Origin of the sequence: Pseudomonas sp. EA_35y_Pfl2_R111, from assembly GCF_963970955.1 — a bacterium.
GTDB lineage: Bacteria > Pseudomonadota > Gammaproteobacteria > Pseudomonadales > Pseudomonadaceae > Aquipseudomonas.
The window spans coordinates 1,532,318-1,551,922 of sequence record NZ_CAXAOM010000001.1 but is presented as its reverse complement, the minus strand read 5'-3'; the positions used below and the strand labels follow the sequence as shown (position 1 = coordinate 1,551,922).

At 60.7% G+C, this 19,605-nt stretch carries 20 protein-coding genes; 7 read left to right on the top strand and 13 right to left on the bottom strand.

Annotated features, from left to right (window positions below; all coding sequences use genetic code 11):
- Positions 1-291: 291 nt before the first annotated feature.
- The 4 genes from AACY25_RS07355 to AACY25_RS07340 all read right to left on the bottom strand — a co-directional run bounded on the left by AACY25_RS07355 (position 292) and on the right by AACY25_RS07340 (position 4,721).
- The gene (locus tag AACY25_RS07355; RefSeq protein ID WP_339523446.1) at positions 292-2,274 is read right to left on the bottom strand and encodes a dynamin-like GTPase family protein; all 1,983 of its coding nucleotides are present in this window, start codon (positions 2,272-2,274) and stop codon (positions 292-294) included.
- A 305-nt stretch (positions 2,275-2,579) separates the two neighbouring features.
- Complete coding sequence (locus AACY25_RS07350; protein ID WP_090380362.1) at positions 2,580-3,170, bottom strand: YggT family protein; 591 nt, start codon at positions 3,168-3,170, stop codon at positions 2,580-2,582.
- Between the two features lie 9 nt (positions 3,171-3,179).
- Positions 3,180-3,998 carry a pyrroline-5-carboxylate reductase gene (gene proC, locus AACY25_RS07345; protein WP_339523443.1) on the bottom strand — a complete coding sequence of 273 codons (819 nt, stop codon included), beginning with the start codon at positions 3,996-3,998 and terminating at the stop codon, positions 3,180-3,182.
- Between the two features lie 36 nt (positions 3,999-4,034).
- Positions 4,035-4,721: a YggS family pyridoxal phosphate-dependent enzyme gene (locus AACY25_RS07340; RefSeq protein ID WP_339523441.1), complete on the bottom strand. Its 687-nt coding sequence runs from the start codon at positions 4,719-4,721 to the stop codon at positions 4,035-4,037.
- 63 nt (positions 4,722-4,784) lie between these two features.
- On the opposite strand from AACY25_RS07340, the gene AACY25_RS07335 reads away from it, so the two are divergent.
- Both AACY25_RS07335 and AACY25_RS07330 read left to right on the top strand, forming a co-directional pair.
- Complete coding sequence (locus AACY25_RS07335; RefSeq protein ID WP_090240439.1) at positions 4,785-5,819, top strand: type IV pilus twitching motility protein PilT; 1,035 nt, start codon at positions 4,785-4,787, stop codon at positions 5,817-5,819.
- Positions 5,820-5,925: 106 nt separating this feature from the next.
- The gene (locus tag AACY25_RS07330; protein ID WP_275960388.1) at positions 5,926-7,071 is read left to right on the top strand and encodes a PilT/PilU family type 4a pilus ATPase; all 1,146 of its coding nucleotides are present in this window, start codon (positions 5,926-5,928) and stop codon (positions 7,069-7,071) included.
- Here the strand turns inward: AACY25_RS07330 and AACY25_RS07325 are convergent.
- Together AACY25_RS07325 and AACY25_RS07320 are read right to left on the bottom strand one after the other, a co-directional pair.
- The gene (locus AACY25_RS07325; RefSeq protein ID WP_339408934.1) at positions 7,037-7,915 is read right to left on the bottom strand and encodes a TIGR03915 family putative DNA repair protein; all 879 of its coding nucleotides are present in this window, start codon (positions 7,913-7,915) and stop codon (positions 7,037-7,039) included. The genes AACY25_RS07330 and AACY25_RS07325 overlap by 35 nt on opposite strands.
- Positions 7,915-9,126, bottom strand: coding sequence for a putative DNA modification/repair radical SAM protein (locus AACY25_RS07320; RefSeq protein WP_339523440.1), 1,212 nt, complete (start codon positions 9,124-9,126; stop codon positions 7,915-7,917). Before AACY25_RS07320 ends, AACY25_RS07325 begins: the two co-directional genes overlap by 1 nt.
- 156 nt (positions 9,127-9,282) lie before the next feature.
- On the opposite strand from AACY25_RS07320, the gene AACY25_RS07315 reads away from it, so the two are divergent.
- Positions 9,283-9,681 (top strand): TM2 domain-containing protein, encoded by a 399-nt coding sequence (locus tag AACY25_RS07315; RefSeq protein ID WP_339523438.1) that lies wholly within the window; start codon positions 9,283-9,285, stop codon positions 9,679-9,681.
- 129 nt (positions 9,682-9,810) lie between these two features.
- Here the strand turns inward: AACY25_RS07315 and AACY25_RS07310 are convergent, their stop codons facing one another.
- From AACY25_RS07310 to gshB, 7 genes are all read right to left on the bottom strand, one after another.
- Positions 9,811-11,082 (bottom strand): dihydroorotase, encoded by a 1,272-nt coding sequence (locus AACY25_RS07310; RefSeq protein ID WP_339523436.1) that lies wholly within the window; start codon positions 11,080-11,082, stop codon positions 9,811-9,813.
- Positions 11,082-12,092 (bottom strand): aspartate carbamoyltransferase catalytic subunit, encoded by a 1,011-nt coding sequence (locus AACY25_RS07305; RefSeq protein ID WP_339523434.1) that lies wholly within the window; start codon positions 12,090-12,092, stop codon positions 11,082-11,084. The genes AACY25_RS07310 and AACY25_RS07305 overlap by 1 nt, the downstream gene beginning before the upstream one ends.
- A 10-nt stretch (positions 12,093-12,102) precedes the next feature.
- Complete coding sequence (pyrR, locus tag AACY25_RS07300) at positions 12,103-12,609, bottom strand: bifunctional pyr operon transcriptional regulator/uracil phosphoribosyltransferase PyrR (RefSeq protein WP_339408929.1); 507 nt, start codon at positions 12,607-12,609, stop codon at positions 12,103-12,105.
- 223 nt (positions 12,610-12,832) lie between these two features.
- The gene (ruvX, locus tag AACY25_RS07295) at positions 12,833-13,270 is read right to left on the bottom strand and encodes a Holliday junction resolvase RuvX (RefSeq protein WP_339523433.1); all 438 of its coding nucleotides are present in this window, start codon (positions 13,268-13,270) and stop codon (positions 12,833-12,835) included.
- Positions 13,270-13,839, bottom strand: a complete 570-nt coding sequence (locus AACY25_RS07290) for a YqgE/AlgH family protein (protein ID WP_339523432.1) — start codon at positions 13,837-13,839, stop codon at positions 13,270-13,272. Before AACY25_RS07290 ends, ruvX begins: the two co-directional genes overlap by 1 nt.
- 72 nt (positions 13,840-13,911) lie before the next feature.
- Positions 13,912-14,808, bottom strand: coding sequence for an energy transducer TonB (locus AACY25_RS07285; protein ID WP_339523431.1), 897 nt, complete (start codon positions 14,806-14,808; stop codon positions 13,912-13,914).
- A gap of 56 nt (positions 14,809-14,864) precedes the next feature.
- Complete coding sequence (gene gshB, locus AACY25_RS07280; RefSeq protein ID WP_339523429.1) at positions 14,865-15,827, bottom strand: glutathione synthase; 963 nt, start codon at positions 15,825-15,827, stop codon at positions 14,865-14,867.
- Between the two features lie 240 nt (positions 15,828-16,067).
- Between gshB and pilG the strand changes: the two genes are divergently transcribed.
- The 4 genes from pilG (at position 16,068) to AACY25_RS07260 (ending at position 19,600) form a co-directional block, all read left to right on the top strand.
- Positions 16,068-16,475, top strand: a complete 408-nt coding sequence (pilG, locus tag AACY25_RS07275; protein ID WP_160012893.1) for a twitching motility response regulator PilG — start codon at positions 16,068-16,070, stop codon at positions 16,473-16,475.
- Between the two features lie 47 nt (positions 16,476-16,522).
- A complete protein-coding gene (pilH, locus tag AACY25_RS07270) occupies positions 16,523-16,888 on the top strand; it encodes a twitching motility response regulator PilH (protein ID WP_090250086.1) in 366 nt (121 codons plus the stop codon).
- 45 nt (positions 16,889-16,933) lie between these two features.
- The gene (locus AACY25_RS07265; protein ID WP_160012894.1) at positions 16,934-17,470 is read left to right on the top strand and encodes a chemotaxis protein CheW; all 537 of its coding nucleotides are present in this window, start codon (positions 16,934-16,936) and stop codon (positions 17,468-17,470) included.
- Positions 17,471-17,554: 84 nt separating this feature from the next.
- The gene (locus AACY25_RS07260) at positions 17,555-19,600 is read left to right on the top strand and encodes a methyl-accepting chemotaxis protein (RefSeq protein ID WP_339523428.1); all 2,046 of its coding nucleotides are present in this window, start codon (positions 17,555-17,557) and stop codon (positions 19,598-19,600) included.
- The last annotated feature ends 5 nt before the right edge of the window (positions 19,601-19,605 follow it).

Below are 19,605 nucleotides of genomic sequence, written 5' to 3'. Positions count from 1 at the left end.
CAGGCTAGGCGGAGGGCGCAGGTATTGGTTGTTCCCTTGCCAAGTCCTCCAACACCGCATGGCGAAATTTTTCGCACAATCCGCAGGGCCGGGCCAGTTTTTACGTGATGCAGCGTTTCTCGACACTCATTTGGAACAACCAAACTTCGTGTCTCGTGCCTTGCCTCGCGTAAAAACTGGCTCCGGCGCGGCTGCGCACGAAACGGGAACAGACCCTAAAAGCGCCGCCCCAGGCGGCAAGCGCATGGGGCGGCTGGGGTACGGCGGATGTGGTGGCGCTGAAGCCGAGGACTATTCGCCGATGCTGTGCGGGCGCGCAGCCCCTGGCAGGTTGACCACTTTGCCCTGACGTTGCACGGGGGCGGGGCGACGCAGGATGCGCAGCATGTCGTTGGCCTGCGCCAGTTGCTGCTCCAGTTCACCGCTGTAGCGTGCCAGCTGCTGGCCGCGTTGGCGCGCCTGCTGGGTTTCCTGGGCCAGGGCCTTGAGCCGCAGCATGTGGGTTTCCAGCAGTTGCTTGTGCTCCAGGGTGTGCTGCATCAGTGGCATCAGCGCATCGCTGGCCCACTGTTCGGCTTCCTGGCGCATGCGCTGGTGTAGGCCGATCACTTCCTGCACCAGGGTGGCGAAGAAGCGCTTGGTCAGGCTGCGCTGTTCGGTCAGCAGGGTTTTCAGCTGCAGGCGGAATTGGTCGGCCTTGGTCTGCTGCTGCTTGAGTTCGCGCAGGTAGCGGTTGACGTTGAACTGCGGCGCGTCGACGCCATGCAGCGGGTTCTCTTCGTTGTGCCGACGGTAGATGGCCGCGACCATCTTGTTGGCCATCTCGGCTTCCTGCGACAGATTGTGCAGGTCCTGCTCCACGCTGCGGAAGAAATGCAGGATGGCCTGGTTGATGCCTAGGGTGGTCCAGCTGCCGGTAAGGTTCTTGCGTACCTTGTTCAGGTGTTCGTCCAGGCGTTCACTGCGCGAGGCGTGGCGCAGTAGGTCGCCCTGACGCTTGAGTAGGCGCTGGTTGGTTTTCAGGCCCAGCAGGCGCTTGTGGTGCTGGCTGTGGTCTTCCTTGGTCTTGGCGGTCAGCTCGAAGAGCATCTGGCCGTTGTCGTGCTGGTGGTTGCTCAGCAGCGCCTGCTGTTCGTTGACTTTTTCCAGGCGCAGGTTGAGTACGTGCTGGCTGTTCTGCAGCAGCGCCAGGACTTGATTGACCACGCGGTCTTCGAGCAGGCGTTCCTTCTGCGCGATGATCCGCTCGCACAGCAGGTTTTCCAGATTGCTCATCTGGCTGCGGGCCAGCAGTTCCGGGTCCTTGCGCACCTTGGCCAGCATCGCTTGCTTGGCCGACAGCGGCAGTACGTCCTCGACGCGGATGCCCAGTTGGCGCGCGGTGCTGGTCTGGATCTGGCGGATGGCGTTCTGCACAAAGGCTTCGCCGGCCAGGTCATCCCACAGCACGTCGATCTTGTTCAGCACGGCAAACAGGCTGGTCTGGGTGTCTTCGTCGAGCTGGCGAATATGTTGTTGCCACACGGCCATGTCGCTGGCGGTCACGCCGGTATCGGCGGACAGCAGGAAGATGATCGCCTGGGCACTAGGCAGCATCGACAGGGTCAGCTCCGGCTCACTGCCGAGGGCGTTCAGGCCTGGGGTGTCGAGGATGCGCAAACCCTGACGCAGCAGGGGGTGGTCGAAGTTGACCATGGCGTGACGCCAGGCCGGCACCAGCACTTCGCCGGGCTTATTGGTGCTTTCCAGCATGTCCGGGTGAAAGCCCAGGGCAATCGCCTGTTCGACCGGCATGGGTTTGGTGCGCGCGACTTGGACAAAGGCCTGGACCATATTGTCCGGGTCGCTGAGGTCCAGCGGGATATTCACCCAGTGCCGTGGAATACGTTTGAACTGCGCCACGCTGGCTTCGGAGACGCGGGTCTCGATCGGCAGCAGGCGAATATAGGAGCGTTCCGAGCGCGGATCGAAGAACAGCTCGGTGGGGCACATGGTGGTGCGCCCAGCCTGGGACGGCAGCATGCGCTGGCCGTAGGAGGAGAAGAACAGGCTGTTGATCAGCTCGGTCTTGCCGCGCGAGAACTCGCCGACAAAGGCCAGGGTGATGTGGTCGGTGCGCAGCAGCTTCAGCGCGCGCTCGAGCTTGGCTTCCACGGCGTCGGAGTTCAGCCGATTGGTCACCAGCCAGCTGCGATAGCGGGTGATTTCGCGCATCAGCTCGCGCTTCCAGGTGACGTAAGCATCGACCTGCTGACTGAGACGTTCCATGCTCATCCTGGGCTTTCCTCCGGTTGGCGCATCCATTGTGGGGCGACTGGGGCTATACGGCACCCAGGTTAAGTCGGGCACAGATTGAACGGTGCCGCGCAGCTGACTGACGCGGCAGATAACGCTTTTAAAGCCTGTGGAATTACGCCAGATCCCAGAAGTTCGTGGATTGACCTGCTTGGCATTATGCGGGTCGCAGCTATGGCGTCAATTGCATGTCATCGCACGCCCGCCTTATGGTCGGTCGGGGTGACTGAATGGTCAGGGGGCGGCGGCAGGGGCGGGATACACCTCCCCTGCGCGCGTAACCTTCAGATCGCCAGGCTTAGGCCTTTATACATACCGGTCATGATCGCCAGGTTGCGAATCACCAGCATGTCGATCAGGTTGAGGAGCAGAAACGCCACGATAGGCGACAGGTCCAGCCCGCCCATGCTTGGCAGGATGCGGCGGATCGGCGATAGCAGCGGCTCGCAGATCTGGTTGATCAGCATGGCGGTCGGGTTATGGCTGCCCTGGGCGACCCAGGACAGAATCACGCTGATGATCAGGGCGAAGAAGAACACCTTGAGGAACAGCGCAGTGACGCCAATGATCGACCACACCAGCAGCTGCAGCGGGTTGTCTAGGCCATAGCCGAGCAGCATCAGGGTCAGCGCCATCAACACCAGTTGCACCACGATTGCCAGCACCAGCGAGGCCAGATCGAGCCCGGCCAGGCTCGGGATGATCTTGCGCAGCGGTTTCAGCAGCGGATGGGTGGCGCGCACGATGAACTGGCTGACGGGGTTGTAGAAGTCTGCCCGCACCAGTTGCAGGATAAAGCGCAGCAGCACGATCAGCAGGTACAGGCTGCCAATGGTCTGCAGGATGTAAACGGCGGCGGTGTTGAGTCCGATCATTTTCGTTCCTTATTGACCGAGTTGTTCGGCCAGCTCGGCTGAGCGGTGGGCGGCGGCGTTCAGGGCTTTTTCGACCAGGGCTTCGAAGCCGTCGGCCTGGAAGGTCTTGATCGCGGCTTCGGTGGTGCCGGCCGGTGAGGTTACCCGGCGGCGCAGTTCGCTGGCATCGACATCGCTGGCTATGGCCATACGGGCGGCGCCAAGGGCGGTGTGCAGGGTCAGCTGGGCGGCGGTGTCACGCGGCAGGCCGAGTTTCTCGCCGGCGACGGTCATGGCTTCGATCAGCAGAAAGAAATATGCCGGACCGCTGCCGGATACGGCGGTCACGGCATCAATCTGTGTTTCCTTATCCAGCCACAGCGCTAAGCCGACGGCGCTGAGCAGCTGTTCGGCCTGCTCACGCTGGCTCTGCGAAACCTGAGCATTAGCATACAGGCCACTAACGCCCTGGCGCAGCAAGGCCGGCGTGTTAGGCATGCAGCGCACAATCGCACGCGGGCCAAGCCAGTTTTCCAGGCTGGCGCAGCTGATGCCGGCGGCAATTGATACGACCAGTTGCTGCTCGCCGATATGCGCGGCGAGATCCAGGCACACCTCTTTCATCACTTGTGGCTTGATCGATAGCACGATCACGTCCGCGCCCTGAATCGCCTCGGCATTGCTGGCAAAGGTTTCGATGCCATGTTCGGCGCTGATCTTGCTGCGCTGTTCGGCTCCACGGTCACTGGCGCGAATCGCGCTGGCGTCGATGCCCTGGGCACGCAGGCCGCCGATCAAACTGGCGGCCATATTGCCTGCGCCAATAAAGGCAATGCGGGGAGTGGTCATAACGGGCTTCCTTTATATGGCTGAAGGCAAACTCAATCAGTTGCTGCTGTAGTCACGGGCGCCAAACAATGCTGTACCGATGCGCACCCAGGTTGCGCCTTCGGCAATCGCCGCTTCCAGGTCATGGCTCATGCCCATGGACAAGGTGTCGAGCTCCAGGTTCAGGCCTTGCTGCAGCTCGCGCAGGCGGGCGAAGGCGGCGCGTTGCTCGTTGGTGTTGTCGGTCGGCTCAGGGATTGTCATCAATCCGCGCAGGCGCAGGTTGGGCAGTTGTGTAACCGCTTGTGCCAGTGCCGGCAGCTCGTCCGGGTTGCAGCCGGACTTGCTGGCCTCGCCGCTGACATTCACTTGCAGGCAGATGTTCAGCGCTGGCAGATGCGCCGGACGTTGATCAGACAGGCGCTGGGCGATTTTCAGACGGTCCACCGAATGCACCCAGGCAAAGTGCTCGGCGATGGGCTTGGTCTTGTTCGACTGGATGGGGCCAATGAAGTGCCAAGTCAGCGGCAAATCGCTCAGCTCGGCCTGCTTGTCCAGGGCTTCCTGCAGGTAGTTTTCACCAAAATCGCGAGTGCCGGCCGCAAATGCCTGGCGAATCGCCTCAGCCGGTTTAGTTTTGCTCACTGCGAGCAGGCCAACAGCCGCACAATCTCGCTGCGAGGCTTGCGCCGCCTCACGGATGCGCACTCCGACCTTTGCAATATTCTCTGCTATCGTGGACATTACTTGCGCCCGCCGCCTGGGTTTCGCGGCATTCTACCTGCTTGTCTGTCATTAGGGAGTCCCATGGATATCACTGAATTGCTGGCCTTCAGCGCCAAGCAAGGTGCATCGGACCTGCATCTCTCCGCTGGCCTGCCTCCGATGATTCGGGTCGACGGTGATGTTCGCCGGATCAATTTGCCTGCGCTGGACCATAAACAGGTGCACGCACTGATCTACGACATCATGAACGACAAGCAGCGCAAGGATTTCGAGGAGTTCCTCGAGACCGACTTCTCCTTCGAAGTGCCAGGCGTGGCGCGTTTCCGGGTTAACGCCTTCAACCAGAACCGTGGTTCTGGCGCAGTATTCCGGACCATTCCGTCGAAAGTACTGAGCATGGAAGACCTCGGCATGGGCGAGATTTTCCGCAAGATTTCCGATGTGCCGCGTGGTCTGGTGCTGGTCACCGGACCGACCGGCTCGGGCAAGTCGACCACTCTGGCGGCGATGCTCGACTACATCAACAGCAACAAGTACCACCACATCCTCACCGTTGAAGACCCGATCGAATTCGTCCATGAATCGAAAAAGTGTCTGATCAACCAGCGTGAGGTACACCGCGACACCCTCGGCTTCTCCGAAGCCCTGCGTTCGGCCCTGCGGGAAGACCCGGACATCATCCTGGTCGGCGAGATGCGCGACCTGGAGACCATCCGCCTGGCCCTGACCGCTGCAGAAACCGGCCACTTGGTATTTGGCACCCTGCACACCACCTCGGCGGCCAAGACCATCGACCGTGTGGTCGACGTATTCCCGGCCGAAGAGAAGTCTATGGTTCGTTCCATGCTCTCCGAGTCGCTGCAATCGGTTATCTCGCAGACGCTGCTGAAGAAGATCGGTGGCGGTCGCGTAGCAGCGCACGAAATCATGATCGGCACCCCGGCAATCCGTAACCTGATCCGTGAGGACAAGGTGGCGCAAATGTACTCGGCAATCCAGACCGGTGGCTCGCTGGGTATGCAGACCCTCGACTCCTGCCTGAAGACCCTGGTTTCCAAGGGCATCGTTAGCCGCGAAGCGGCGCGCGAAAAAGCTAAAACGCCAGAAAATTTCTAAATCGACAGTACCCGGCAGGCACCTGCCTGGCGGGTTCAGCCCAGCGGCAATCCACGCGCCTGCCGCTGGCCTTGCATAACCGCGTGATGCACATGGGCGAACAACGATGGAATTCGAAAAACTGCTGCGCCTGATGGTGGAAAAGGGCGGCTCCGATCTGTTTATTACTGCTGGCGTGCCGCCGTCGATGAAGGTCAACGGCAAAATCATGCCGATCACCAAGACGCCCATGTCGCCGGAGCAGACCCGTGAAACCGTGCATGCGGTGATGAACGAGCAGCAACGCCGCGACTTTACCGAAAATCATGAGTGCAACTTCGCCATCAGCGCGCGCGGTGTTGGTCGTTTCCGCGTTAGCGCCTTCTACCAGCGCAACCTGGCCGGCATGGTGCTACGCCGCATCGAGACCAATATCCCGACGCTGGATGAGCTAAAGCTGCCGGAAATCCTCAAGAAGCTGGCGCTGACCAAGCGCGGCCTGGTGCTGTTTGTCGGTGCTACCGGTACCGGTAAGTCGACCTCGCTGGCGGCGATGATCGGCTACCGCAACAAGAACAGCAGCGGTCATATCATCTCCATCGAAGACCCGATCGAATATATCCACCAGCACCAGAGCTGCATCGTCACGCAGCGCGAAGTCGGCATCGACACCGAGTCCTTCGAAGTGGCGCTGAAGAACACCCTGCGCCAGGCGCCGGACGTGATTCTGATCGGTGAGGTGCGTACCCGCGAGACCATGGACCACGCCGTGGCCTTCGCCGAAACCGGTCACCTGTGTCTGGCCACCCTGCACGCCAACAACGCCAACCAGGCGCTGGACCGCATCATCAACTTCTTCCCGGCTGACCGGCAGAACCAGGTGTGGATGGACCTGTCGCTCAACCTCAAGGCCATCGTTGCCCAGCAACTGATTCCTACCCCGGACGGCAAGGGCCGCCGCGCGGTAATCGAAGTGCTGATCAACACCCCGCTGGCCGCCGACCTGATCCGCAAGGGCGAGGTGCACGAGCTCAAGGCGTTGATGAAACGCTCCACCGAGCAGGGCATGCAGACCTTCGATCAGGCGCTGTACAACCTCTACAGCCAGGGCGAGATCACCTACGAAGATGCGCTGCTGTACGCTGACTCGGCCAACGACCTGCGCCTGATGATCAAGCTCGGCTCGGAAACCGACGGCGACCATCTGAGCAGCATGGCCCAGGGCTTGTCGCTGGAAGTCAGCGAGGAAGATCCGGGTCGGCGCTTTCGCTGACTGTTGGCGGTTGCGCGCTGGTGTGGCGAATGCGTTTGCCGCCCTGGCGCGCGACGGCTTCGGCCTGACCATCGCGTTGCGCGCCGGCGCGCGCCTGACTCATCAGCTGTGGAATCAGTGGTCCTTCCGGCAGGTTTTTCCAGAAGCGCACGGGCATGCTGGTTTCCAGGGCGCTGCGATTGAGTCGCGCGGGATTGAAGGTGCTGCCGTAATAGGCGAGCCACAGGGCCTCTCCCTCATCCTCGGGCGCTTGCGCCAGGCGTTGCCACTCACTGGGACACGGTCGCTGGTAGTGCAGTCGCTGGCCATCCCAATACACGCCGTCATCCGGTGTGGCAATCAACCAGGTACTGCGCCCCAGGCGTTCGGCAAAGTGCCCACAGGCACTGGCCAGAATGTCGTGGACAGGCTCATGCCAGGCCACCAGCTGTGGCCCTTCGGCGCTTTCCGGCCGTGGATGAAAACGTAGAAAGGCATGCAGGTGATGGGCTTCGCGGCGTACCGCTTTGAGTCGCTTATGCAGCTGGCTGCCATCGATGTCCCCCGCGAGCATGGCGGCGCGATCACCCTGGGCGACGCGCCAGAGAATCCGATAGAGCAGGCTCCAGCGATCCTCGACGCGAAAGTATGAGGCGCTCTGCAGCAGTTCAAGTAACTGTTTAGGAATGCGCGGTGCCGGGCTCGTTACGGCGCGGCCGAGGCTTATCGGCGTTTGGTCAAACAGTCCACCGCTGTCGCCGTCACCCAGCCAGTTGACCTGGTGCGGTGGCACGCCTTGCTGTAACAAGCTTCTGGCGACCTCGCGCCAGCCAGCAAAGCTGCCGTCGAATTGCGCGCAATGCATCACCACAACGCCATCTGCGCAGGTGTTTCGCTGAGTTGCTGGCGCAGCAGCAGGGATTCGCGGCTGGCCTGCAGGGGGCGGTAATCCTGGGTGACGATAAAGGGCTTGGCCTTTTCCAGTGAGCAGCGCAGGCGCGTCAGATCCTCGAAACGAATGCGTTTCTGCCGACGCAGGGCGACCAAACGGTTTGCACTGAGCACGCCGATGCCCGGCACACGGGCGATCATCGCCGGTTCTGCGCGGTTTAAATCGACCGGGAAATGCTCGCGGTTATTCAGCGCCCAGGCCAGTTTCGGGTCGATATCCAGCGCCAAGTTGCCAGGGCCGCTCAGCAGCTCGGAGGCAGCGAAGCCGTAGCCGCGCATCAGGAAGTCGGCCTGATACAAGCGATGTTCGCGCAGCAGTGGCGGCGCTTCAAACGGAACAGTGTTGGGGCTTTTCGGGATCGGGCTGAACGCCGAGTAATGGACTCTGCGCAGGCGATAGTCACCGTAGAGCGAGGCGGCAGTGTGCAGGATGGTGCTGTCGTCGGTGGCGTCGGCGCCGATGATCATCTGCGTGCTTTGGCCGGCCGGGGCGAAACTCGGCGCCCGTATTTCTGCGCGGGCTTCGCTCTCGCCCTGATGGATCGAGTGCATGGCCTGCTTGATGGTGAGCACCTTTTTCTCCGGGGCCAGGCGGATCAGGCTGCTCTCGGTGGGCAGTTCGATATTTACGCTAAGGCGGTCGGCGTAGCGCCCGGCTTCGGCAATTAATAGCGGGTCGGCGTCGGGGATGGTCTTGAGGTGGATATAGCCACGAAACTCGTGCTCTTCGCGCAGCAGCTTGGCCACGCGAATCAGTTGCTCCATGGTGTAGTCGGCCGAGCGAATAATCCCCGAGCTGAGAAACAGCCCGCTGATGCAGTTGCGCTTGTAAAAGTCGATGGTCAAGGCCACCACTTCTTCCGGGGTGAAGCGCGCGCGCGGCACGTCGCTGGAGCGGCGGTTGACGCAATACTGGCAGTCATACAGGCAGAAGTTGGTCAGCAGGATTTTCAGCAGGGCCACACAGCGTCCGTCTGGGGTGAAGCTGTGGCAGATGCCCATGCCATTGGTCGAGCCTATGCCGCTTTTACCTTTCGAGCTACGCGTCGGTGCACCGCTGCTGGCGCAGGAGGCGTCGTACTTGGCGGCGTCGGCGAGGACGGTAAGTTTTTCGATCAGCTGCATGGTTCGGTCTGCTTAACTGGTTATGCATACAGTATTTAGCAATCGCCTGCGGGCTTCAAGTGTGGATGTGGCTAACGGCATGGTGGATTTCCCCAAGCGGCGAACCTTGCGTAGAGTGGGCCGTCAAAGCGTCATCAGCCAACAGGAGGCATTCACATGCAGCGACAGGACACGCACAGCAAACTTATCGGCTATCTGCTGTGGATTTTTGGTTTTCTCGGCGCTCACCGTTTTTACTACGGCAAGCCCGTGACCGGGACCATCTGGTTCTTCACCTTCGGCCTGCTGTTTATTGGCTGGATCGTCGATCTGTTTCTGATTCCGGCGATGGATCGTGAAGCCGATCTGCGTTTTACCGCCGGCGATACCGATTACAACGTTGCCTGGATTCTGCTGACCTTCCTCGGCATTTTCGGCGTGCACCGTATGTATCAGGGCAAATGGATCACGGGAATCATCTACCTGTGCACCGGCGGCTTATTCCTGCTGGGTGTGCTGTACGACTTCTGGACGCTGAACACCCAGGTGTCGATCAAGAACGCTGAACGCAGCTAGGGTTCAGGCAAGAAAAAGCCCGCCAATTGGCGGGCTTTTTTGTGTTCTGCCATCCATGGCGATCACCCTGCGGGCCGTCGCTGCGCGACGTCAAAAATCGCTCCCGGCGATTTTTTATGCGGCGATGAATCAGGCTTTGTAGCTGACGTGCCCATCCACCAGGGTGTAGCGCACTGCGCTGGGCAGGCAATGGCCAATAAATGGACAGTTGGCACCTTTCGAATACCAGGTTTCACCGGCCAGAGTTGAGGCTTGCGGGTCAAACAGCAGCAGGTCGGCGGCCGCGCCCACGTTCAGGTTGCCAGCGGGTAGGCGTAGCGCTTGCGCCGGGCCGCTGCTCAGGCGGGCGAGCAGGGTGGGCAGGTCGAGCAGGCCATCCTGCACCAGGCTCATGGCCAGCGGCAGCAACAATTGCACGCTGCTGATGCCGGGTTCGGTGGCGCCGAAGGGTGCCAGCTTGGCGTCGCGCTCATGGGGCTGGTGGTGGCTGGATATGGCCGAGATCACTCCGCTTTTCACCGCGGCACGCAGGCCGTCGCGGTCGGCGGCGGTGCGCAGTGGTGGCTGTACGTGGTACAGGCTGGAGAAATCACTCAGCGCTTCATCGGTAAGGATCAGCTGATACAGCGCCACGTCGGCGGTAACGGGCAGACCACGGGCCTGGGCATCAGCAATCAGCTGGGCACCACGGGCGCTGGTCAACTGACTGAAGTGCGCGCGCACGCCGGTCTGCTCGACCAGCAACAGGTCGCGTGCCAGGGCTACCGTCTCTGCGGTTTCGGGAATGCCCGGCAGGCCAAGGAAGCTGGCGGTTGCGCCCTCGTGTGCAAGGCCGCCTTCAGCCAGGTCATGGTCCTGGGAGTGGAAGATCACCGTCAGGTCGAAGGTGGCGGCGTATTCCAGAGCGCGGCGTAGGGTTCGGTTATTGCGGAAACTGTCCAGACCGTTGCCGAAGGCCACGCAGCCAGCGTCGCGCAGGGCTACCAGTTCGGCCAGCTGCTCGCCTTCCAGTCCTTTGCTCAGCGCGCCAATAGGGAACACTTTGGTGTGCCCGGCTTCGCGGGCGCGGTCGAGGATCAGCTCGGCCACGGCCGGGGTGTCCAGCACCGGCTTGGTAAACGGTGGGCAGCACAGGCTGGTCACGCCGCCGGCGGCTGCCGCCAGGGTTTCCGTGGCGATGCTGCCTTTGCGGCTATAGCCAGGCTCGCGCAGCGCGACGTTAAGATCGACCAGCCCGGGTGCGGCGACCAGGCCCTGGGCGTCGATGCTCTGCTCGGCGACGAAGCCTGCAGGAATCTGGCCGATGGCGACAATCTTGCCACTTTCGACGTAGATATCGGCAAGCTGATCAAAGCCGCTGTTGGGGTCGATTACCCGAGTTCCGAGGATACGGATACGCATCAGTTCTGCTCCTCGGCATCTTGATTGAGTTGGCGCTGCGCGGTCTGGCCGCTCATGGCCATGGACAGTACGGCCATGCGCACGGCGATGCCGTAGGTAACCTGGTTGAGAATCACCGACTGCGGGCCGTCGGCCACCGCTGATTCGATTTCCACGCCGCGGTTGATCGGGCCCGGGTGCATGACCAGGGCATCCGGCTTGGCCAGCTTGAGGCGTTCTTCGGTGAGGCCGAACAGGCGGTAGAACTCACCCTCGCTAGGCAGCAGGCCGCCGGTCATGCGTTCACGCTGCAGGCGCAGCATGATCACCACGTCGACGTCCTTGAGGCCGGCAGCCATGTCGCTGTAAACCGACACGCCGTATTGCTCGATGCCGACCGGCAGCAGGGTTTTTGGCGCGATTACGCGGATGTCCGGGCAGCCGAGGGTTTTCAGCGCGAGCATGTTCGAACGCGCCACTCGCGAGTGCAGGATGTCGCCGACGATGGCCACCGAAAGATTTTCGAAGCTGCCCTTGTGCCGGCGAATCGTCAGCATGTCGAGCATGCCCTGCGTCGGGTGGGCGTGGCGGCCGTCGCCGCCATTGATGATCGCCAGGTTTGGGCAAACGTGTTCGGCAATAAAGTGCGCGGCCCCGGAGTCAGCGTGGCGCACGACGAAGATGTCGGCAGCCATGGCTTCGAGGTTGCGCAGGGTATCGAACAGGGTTTCGCCCTTGCTGGTCGAACTGGTTGATACGTTGAGGGTGATGACGTCCGCTGACAGGCGCTGGGCCGCCAGCTCGAAGGTGGTGCGGGTGCGCGTGGAGTTCTCGAAGAACACGTTGCACACAGTCTTGCCACGCAGCAGCGGGACTTTCTTCACCGCGCGCGCACCGACTTCAAGGAAGGAGTCGGCGGTGTCGAGGATTTCCGTCAACAGCTCGCGCGGCAGGCCGTCGAGGGACAGGAAGTGGCGCAGTTGGCCTTGGTCATTCAGCTGCAGCGGGCGCTTGGCGGCTATGGTCGTCATCTGGCGAGTCTCAGTTGGCAAGCGTCTGGAGTTCGAGGGTCAGCGGCGTGGGGCCGGACAATTTTACCCGCTGATCCTCTGCCAGCGACAGGGTCGCACCGACCACATCCGGGCGGATTGGCAGCTCGCGGGCATTCAGGTCGAGCAGGCTGACCAAGGTTACGCTGGCAGGACGGCCGTAATCGAACAGCTCATTGAGTGCGGCGCGGATGGTGCGGCCGCTCATCAGCACGTCGTCGATCAGCACCAGGTGCTGGCCTTCGATCTCGAACGGCAGCTCCGAGGGCTGCACCTGCGGGTGCAGGCCGTTCTGGGTGAAGTCATCACGGTAGAAGGACACATCGAGAATGCCCAGCGCGTCGTCGCGGTCCAGAGCTTCCAGCAGCGCCTGAGCAACCCAGACGCCGCCAGTGCGGATGCCGATAAAACGCGGTTCACTGATCTGCCGCTGGTTCAGGTGGCTGGTCAGGGCAGCGGCCATTTGCGGTAGCAGTTCGGCCGGGTTGGGTAAGCTCATGGCAACACTCCAGATATATACAAAACAGCCCTTGAAAACGTAGGCGAGGCAGCCGAGACAAGGTAAAAACAGGCGAGGAAGCGCAGTTTACGTGTTGTAAATGAGCATTGCTCGCTTCGCTCGTCCTTCGGGCCGCGCTAAAGCACGTCAGCAGTTAGCTGCTTTCCGAGCCTGTTTTTAACGCACCCTCTCTTTTAGCGAAGGGGGGCAACGCAGGTAGTTTTCAGGGGCTGTTTTCTTCGAGCCAGCCTTGCAGCAGTAACGCGGCGGCCAGGGCGTCGACCGGGCGATCGCGGTAGCCGCTGTTCTGTCCCTGCTGCAGGCGCTGGCCCTTGGCTTCATAAGTGGTCAGGCGTTCGTCGTGGGTGTGCACGGGCAGGTTGAAGCGGCCGTTAAGGCGGCGGGCGAATTTCTCGGCACGATCGCTCATCTCGCTTTTTGTGCCGTCCATGTTCAGCGGCAGGCCGACGACGATGGCGTCTGGCTGCCACTCCTTGATCAGCGCTTCGACCTTCTGCCAGTCCGGTACGCCGTTCTGCGCTTTGAGGTTGCACAGCTCGCGGGCCTGGCCGGTGATCACTTGGCCGACCGCAACGCCGATCTGCTTGCTGCCGTAATCGAAACCCAGCAGCAGGCGCAGCGGTTTTGCATTCTCGGCCATCAGGCGTGCCCGGCTTGTGAAGTGAGCAGGCTTAGGTTGACGCCCAGGCGCGCGGCGGCGGCATTCAGGCGCTGGTCGAAAGGCAGGTCGAAGAGGATGGTGTTATCGGCCGGGCAGGTCAGCCAGGCATTGTCGGCCAGCTCTGCTTCCAGCTGCCCAGCTTCCCAGCCGGCATAGCCGAGGGTGATCAGATATTTCTCCGGGCCGCTGCCGTCGGCAATGGCGAACAGCACGTCCTGGGAAGTCGACAGACCAAGCTCGCCCAACTCAAGGGTGGCCTGAAACTGTGGGCCGCTGGGGTGCAAAACAAAGCCGCGATCGGTCTGTACCGGGCCGCCGGTAAATATCGGCAGGCTCTGGCACAGCACCGGCGGCTCGTCATCCGGACGCAGCTGTTCGAGCACGTCAGCCAGGTTGAGGCCATTGGGCTTGTTGATCACCAGGCCCATGGCGCCGAATTCGTTGTGGTCGATCAGGTAGGTGACGGTCTGCGCGAAACGCGGATCGGCCATATGCGGCATGGCAATCAGGAAGTGGTGCTTGAGGTAGCTGGGGCTGGCGTCTTTCATGGGCGTTAGTTTCAGGCTTCAGGCCATTGGCTTCAAGCGCGACGCGGCATCGCGGGGTAAAAGTCTGCCCGATCAGTTGCTCGACAGACGGTCGCCGCGCTCGAAGCGCCAGGTGCGGATGATTTCCAGGCGGTCGACATCGGCCAGATCGCCGGTAAACGGCGCGAACGGAGCGGCCAGGCGCACGATGCGCTGGGCGGCCTGGTCGAGGGTGCGCTGGCCAGACGATTCCAGGACCTGCACCTCGTACAGCGTGCCATCGCGATTGATCGACACCAGCAGCCGTAGACTGCCGTAGATGCCCTGGCGGCGGGCTTCATCCGGATAGTTCAGGTTGCCGACCCGTTCGACTTTCTTACGCCACTCATCCTTATACCAGGCGCCTTTGTCGCGCATGGTCGAGGCCGCGTTGAGGCGGTGGATCTTCGGTCGCTTGGCGTACTGCTGAACTTCCTGGGCCAGTTCGGCCTCCAGGCTGGCTATCTCTGAGGACAGCTGCGCGCTGTCGAAAACCGGTGCTGGCCGGGCTTGCGGTGTGGGCTTGGCTTCTTCGCGCTTGATCGGGGTTTTCTGTTGTTGCGGGGTGCGGGTGGCGACCGCGGCCTTGGGGGCTTGCTGGCGCACTGCAGGCTGTTGCGGCGCTGCGGGTGGAGTGATGCGCTTGACCTCGCTGTCCTGAAACAGTGCCTGCTCGGTGGTTTTCGGCGCGGCTTTGTGTTCCAGGGTACCGCTGCCTTGCTGGTTGTCTTGGGCAAGGAAGTCGGCTTCTTTAGGCTTTTCTTCGCTTTTGAAGGTGGAGAGGGTGATTTCCAGGGTTTTGCTGATCTGGCTCGGCTCGGCCAGGGTAAAGCCCAGGCCGAGGATCAGTGCGGCATGCAGCACGGCGGCGAGGAACAGGGTGAAGCCCAGGCGGTCCGCCGGCTGTACGCCGGCGCTGGAAAGTTCAGGGAGTTGGGCTGCTGCGTTCATCGCGTGTCGGGTCTGCTCAGGTTGCCGCGCAGTCTGCCGAGGGCGCATGGAAAAGTCTATGAAGCACTGCGCGCATTGAGCTTCTCGGCAATCTTGTCCATCAGCTGTTCGCCGATGCGTGTGTCGAAGGCGGCGTCGATCTCGCGGATGCACGTCGGGCTGGTGACGTTGATCTCGGTCAGGTGCTCGCCGATCACGTCCAGGCCGACGAACAGCAGGCCTTTCTCGCGTAGGGTCGGTCCGACCGCGGCGGCGATTTCACGGTCGCGCTCGCTCAGCGGCCTGGCTTCGCCCCGCCCACCTGCGGCGAGGTTGCCGCGTGTTTCGCCGGCCGCGGGGATGCGCGCCAGGCAATAAGGCACTGGTTCGCCGTCAATCATCAGAATGCGTTTGTCGCCATCCTTGATTGCGGGCAGGTAACCCTGGGCCATGATCTGCTGCTGGCCATGATTGGTTAGGGCCTCGAGAATCACGGACAGGTTGGGGTCGCCCTCGCGATGACGAAATATCATCGATCCACCCATCCCATCGAGGGGTTTGAGAATGATGTCACGCTGCTCTTTGGCAAACTCGCGCAGAATGTCGCCCCTGCGGCTGACCACGGTCGGCGGTGTGTATTGGCTGAATTGGGTGGCAAAGTACTTTTCATTACAGTCGCGCAGACTTTGCGGGCGGTTGACCACCAGAACGCCCGCTTGCTCGGCTTGTTCCAGCAGGTAGGTGGAGTAGACAAACTCGTTATCGAAGGGCGGATCCTTGCGCATCAGGATCACGTCCAGCTCGCTGAGCGCGATATCGTGCTCGTTACCCAGTTCGAACCAGCGCTGTGGGTCGTTGAATACGCTAAGCTCTGAAAGTCGAGCGCGTGCTTCGCCCTTGGCTTGGTAGAGATCTTTCTGCTCCATATAGAAGAGGGTCCAGCCGCGCGCTTGGGCGGCCAGTAACATGGCCAGCGAGCTGTCCTTCTTGAAGGCGATCTGGGCGATGGGGTCCATGACAATGCCGAGGCGGACGCTCATGGCGGTGTTCTCCGTAAAATGGCAGCGATTAAAGTGTGCTAAGACGTGATGTGGCGTCAGGGTGGCGCTGACAAGACGGGTGGTCAAGGAAAAACCTTGGCCCAGCGCGGCTTATAGATTGCATCTGGAGAGTGTGCTAAAAAGGCCCGACGATTGGGTTGTAGCCCGTCGGTGACAGGGCCTCAGGCGCACTGATATAACGCAAAAATAACGACTCACCGAGGCGATGGTAGGGCAAACATGGAACAGCATTCCGAGGGTTTGAGGGTGATGGTGATCGACGATTCGAAAACGATTCGTCGTACCGCGGAAACCCTGCTGAAAAAGGTGGGCTGCGAGGTAATTACTGCAGTTGACGGCTTCGATGCTTTGGCAAAGATCGCCGATACCCATCCGAACATCATCTTTGTCGACATTATGATGCCGCGGCTCGATGGCTATCAGACCTGTGCCTTGATCAAGAACAACAGCGCTTTCAAATCCACCCCGGTGATCATGCTGTCTTCTAAAGACGGCCTGTTCGATAAAGCCAAGGGTCGCATTGTCGGTTCCGATCAGTACCTGACCAAGCCCTTCAGCAAAGAAGAGCTGCTCGGCGCGATCAAAGCCCATGTGCCTGACTTTGTACCGGTGGAACAAGCGTCCTGACGCCTGGCTGAATAGCTGAGCGCCTTTTTAAAGTATTGGGAAACACCATGGCTCGAATTCTGATTGTTGATGACTCGCCGACTGAAATGTACAAGCTGACCGCTATGCTGGAAAAGCATGGTCACCAGGTACTAAAAGCGGAGAACGGTGCCGACGGCGTTGCCTTGGCACGCCAAGAAAAGCCGGATGCAGTGCTGATGGATATCGTCATGCCAGGCCTCAACGGTTTCCAGGCGACCCGTCAGTTGACCAAAGATGCCGACACCAGTCACATCCCGGTGATCATCGTCACCACCAAGGATCAGGAAACCGACAAGGTCTGGGGGAAACGCCAGGGCGCGAAGGATTACCTGACCAAGCCGGTCGATGAAGACACCCTGGTTAAAACCTTGAATGCGGTATTGGCCGGCTAATACCGGGTCAGTCCGCAATTAAAAAAGAATAAGGCCGCAGCTGGCATGTCGGACGCGCAAACACCTTTTCAAACCCTTCAAGATATCGACAGGCTCTGTCGTTCGCTGGCTGCTGGCTTGCCTTCGCAGCAAGCGGTTGTGCAGACCTGGAGCGGTATCGGTTTTCGCATGGGCGAACGTTTTTTCGTCGCACCTATGGGCGAGGTTGGCGAGGTGCTGCATGAGCCGCGCCATACCCTGCTGCCTGGCGTGAAAAACTGGGTCAAGGGCGTGGCTAACGTGCGTGGTCGTCTGCTGCCAGTGATGGACCTGTGCGGTTTTTTCGGCAGCGAGTTGTCGCCACTGCGCAAGAAGCGCCGGGTACTGGTGGTTGACCACCAGGAAGTCTTTGCCGGGCTCACGGTCGATGAAGTGTTCGGCATGCAGCATTTTCCTGTGGACACCTTCTCCGAGCAGCTGCCGCCGCTCGAGGCGTCCATAGCACCTTTTATCCACGGAGTATTTCAACGTGAACAGCCCTGGTTGGTGTTCAGCCCACACGCGCTGGCCCAGAATCCGGGTTTTCTCGACGTGGCGTATTAACAGTTTATCGGTGGGGCCGGCTTTGTCGGCCTTTTGGCGTTACATGGGAACCGTAGTGCGGTCGGTCCAGGCGGGGGCCAGTAAATGAAAAAACTAAATGCAGGTAATTTGTTAGCAGGTGCGCGTAGTAGCACGTTGATCGCAGGACTGTTTATTGTCCTGATCGTTTCGATCGTGCTGTTGTTCGCCAACTTCGCCTACATCAACACCCAATCCAATTACGACACGGAGTACATCGGTCACGCCGGTGAGCTGCGCGTACTGTCCCAGCGTATCGCGAAAAACTCCACGGAAGCGGCGGCCGGTACGGCCGAAGCGTTCGCCTTGCTGCGCGATGCGCGTAACGACTTCCAGACTCGCTGGGGCTATCTGACTGACGGCAACGAGGAGACCGGGCTGCCCGCAGCGCCGGAATCCCTGCAGCCACAGATCGCTGTGGTGCAGCAGGACTGGGATACGCTGCGGCAGAACACCGACGCCATCCTGGCCAACGAACAGACCGTACTGTCGCTGCACCAGGTAGCCGCAACTCTTGCGGAAACCATTCCGCAGCTGCAGGTCGAGTACGAAGAAGTGGTCGACATTCTGCTGGAAAGCGGCGCGCCGGCGGCTCAGGTCTCGGTTGCTCAGCGTCAGTCCTTGTTGGCAGAACGTATTCTGGGTTCGGTAAACAAGGTACTCGCCGGTGACCAGGATTCGGTGCAGGCCGCTGACATGTTCGGTCGCGATGCCAGCCTGTTCGGTCGCGTATTGAGTGCGATGCTTGAAGGCAACGCCGCCATGGAAATTACCCAGGTAAGCGACGAGGAAGCCCTCGAGCGTCTGGCGGAAATTTCCGAGCTGTTTGAGTTCGTATCCGGTTCGGTGGATGAGATTCTCGAAACCTCGCCTGAACTGTTCCAGGTGCGTGAATCGGCCAACGTGATCTTCAGCGTTTCGCAGACCCTGTTGGACAAGGCCTCCGAGCTGGCTGTCGGTTTTGATGACCTGGCCACTGGTCGCGCTATCAATACCCTGGTCGGTTATGTGCTCGGTGCTCTGGCGCTCGGTTCGATCATCCTGATCGGTCTGGTGATGGTGCGGGAAACCAACCGTCGTCTGGCGTCCACCGCCGAGAAGAACGAACGTAACCAGGCGGCGATTCTGCGACTGCTCGACGAAATCGCCGACCTCGCAGACGGTGACTTGACCGTGGCCGCGACGGTAACCGAAGACTTTACCGGTGCCATCGCTGACTCCATCAACTACTCCATCGACCAGCTGCGTGACCTGGTAGCAACGATCAACCTGACCGCCGTTCAGGTAGCCGGTGCGGCACAGGAAACCCAGGCCACGGCGATGCACCTGGCTGAGGCTTCCGAGCACCAGGCCCAGGAAATTGCAGGTGCTTCTGCAGCGATCAACGAAATGGCCGTGTCGATTGACCAGGTATCGGCGAACGCCTCGGAGTCCTCCGCGGTAGCGGAACGTTCCGTAGCCATCGCCAACAAAGGCAACGAAGTGGTGCACAACACCATCACCGGCATGGATAACATCCGTGAGCAGATCCAGGACACCTCCAAGCGTATTAAACGCCTCGGTGAATCGTCCCAGGAGATCGGTGACATCGTTAGCCTGATTAACGACATTGCTGACCAGACCAACATCCTCGCACTGAACGCCGCGATCCAAGCCTCCATGGCGGGTGACGCGGGTCGAGGCTTCGCCGTGGTAGCGGACGAAGTACAACGCCTTGCGGAACGTTCTTCTGCTGCAACCAAGCAGATCGAAGCGCTGGTTAAGACAATTCAGACCGACACCAACGAAGCCGTTATCTCGATGGAACAAACGACTTCCGAAGTGGTGCGCGGTGCTCGTCTGGCGCAGGACGCCGGGGTGGCACTGGAAGAGATCGAGAAGGTATCGAAAACCCTCGCGGCCTTGATTCAGAACATCTCCAACGCTGCTCGCCAGCAGGCATCGTCGGCGGGTCACATTTCCAACACGATGAACGTGATCCAGGAAATCACCTCGCAAACCTCCTCCGGTACCACAGCAACCGCCAAGAGCATTGGTAACCTGGCCAAGATGGCCAGTGAGATGCGTAAGTCGGTATCCGGCTTTACCTTGCCGGGTGGGGAACAGGCTTAATCAGG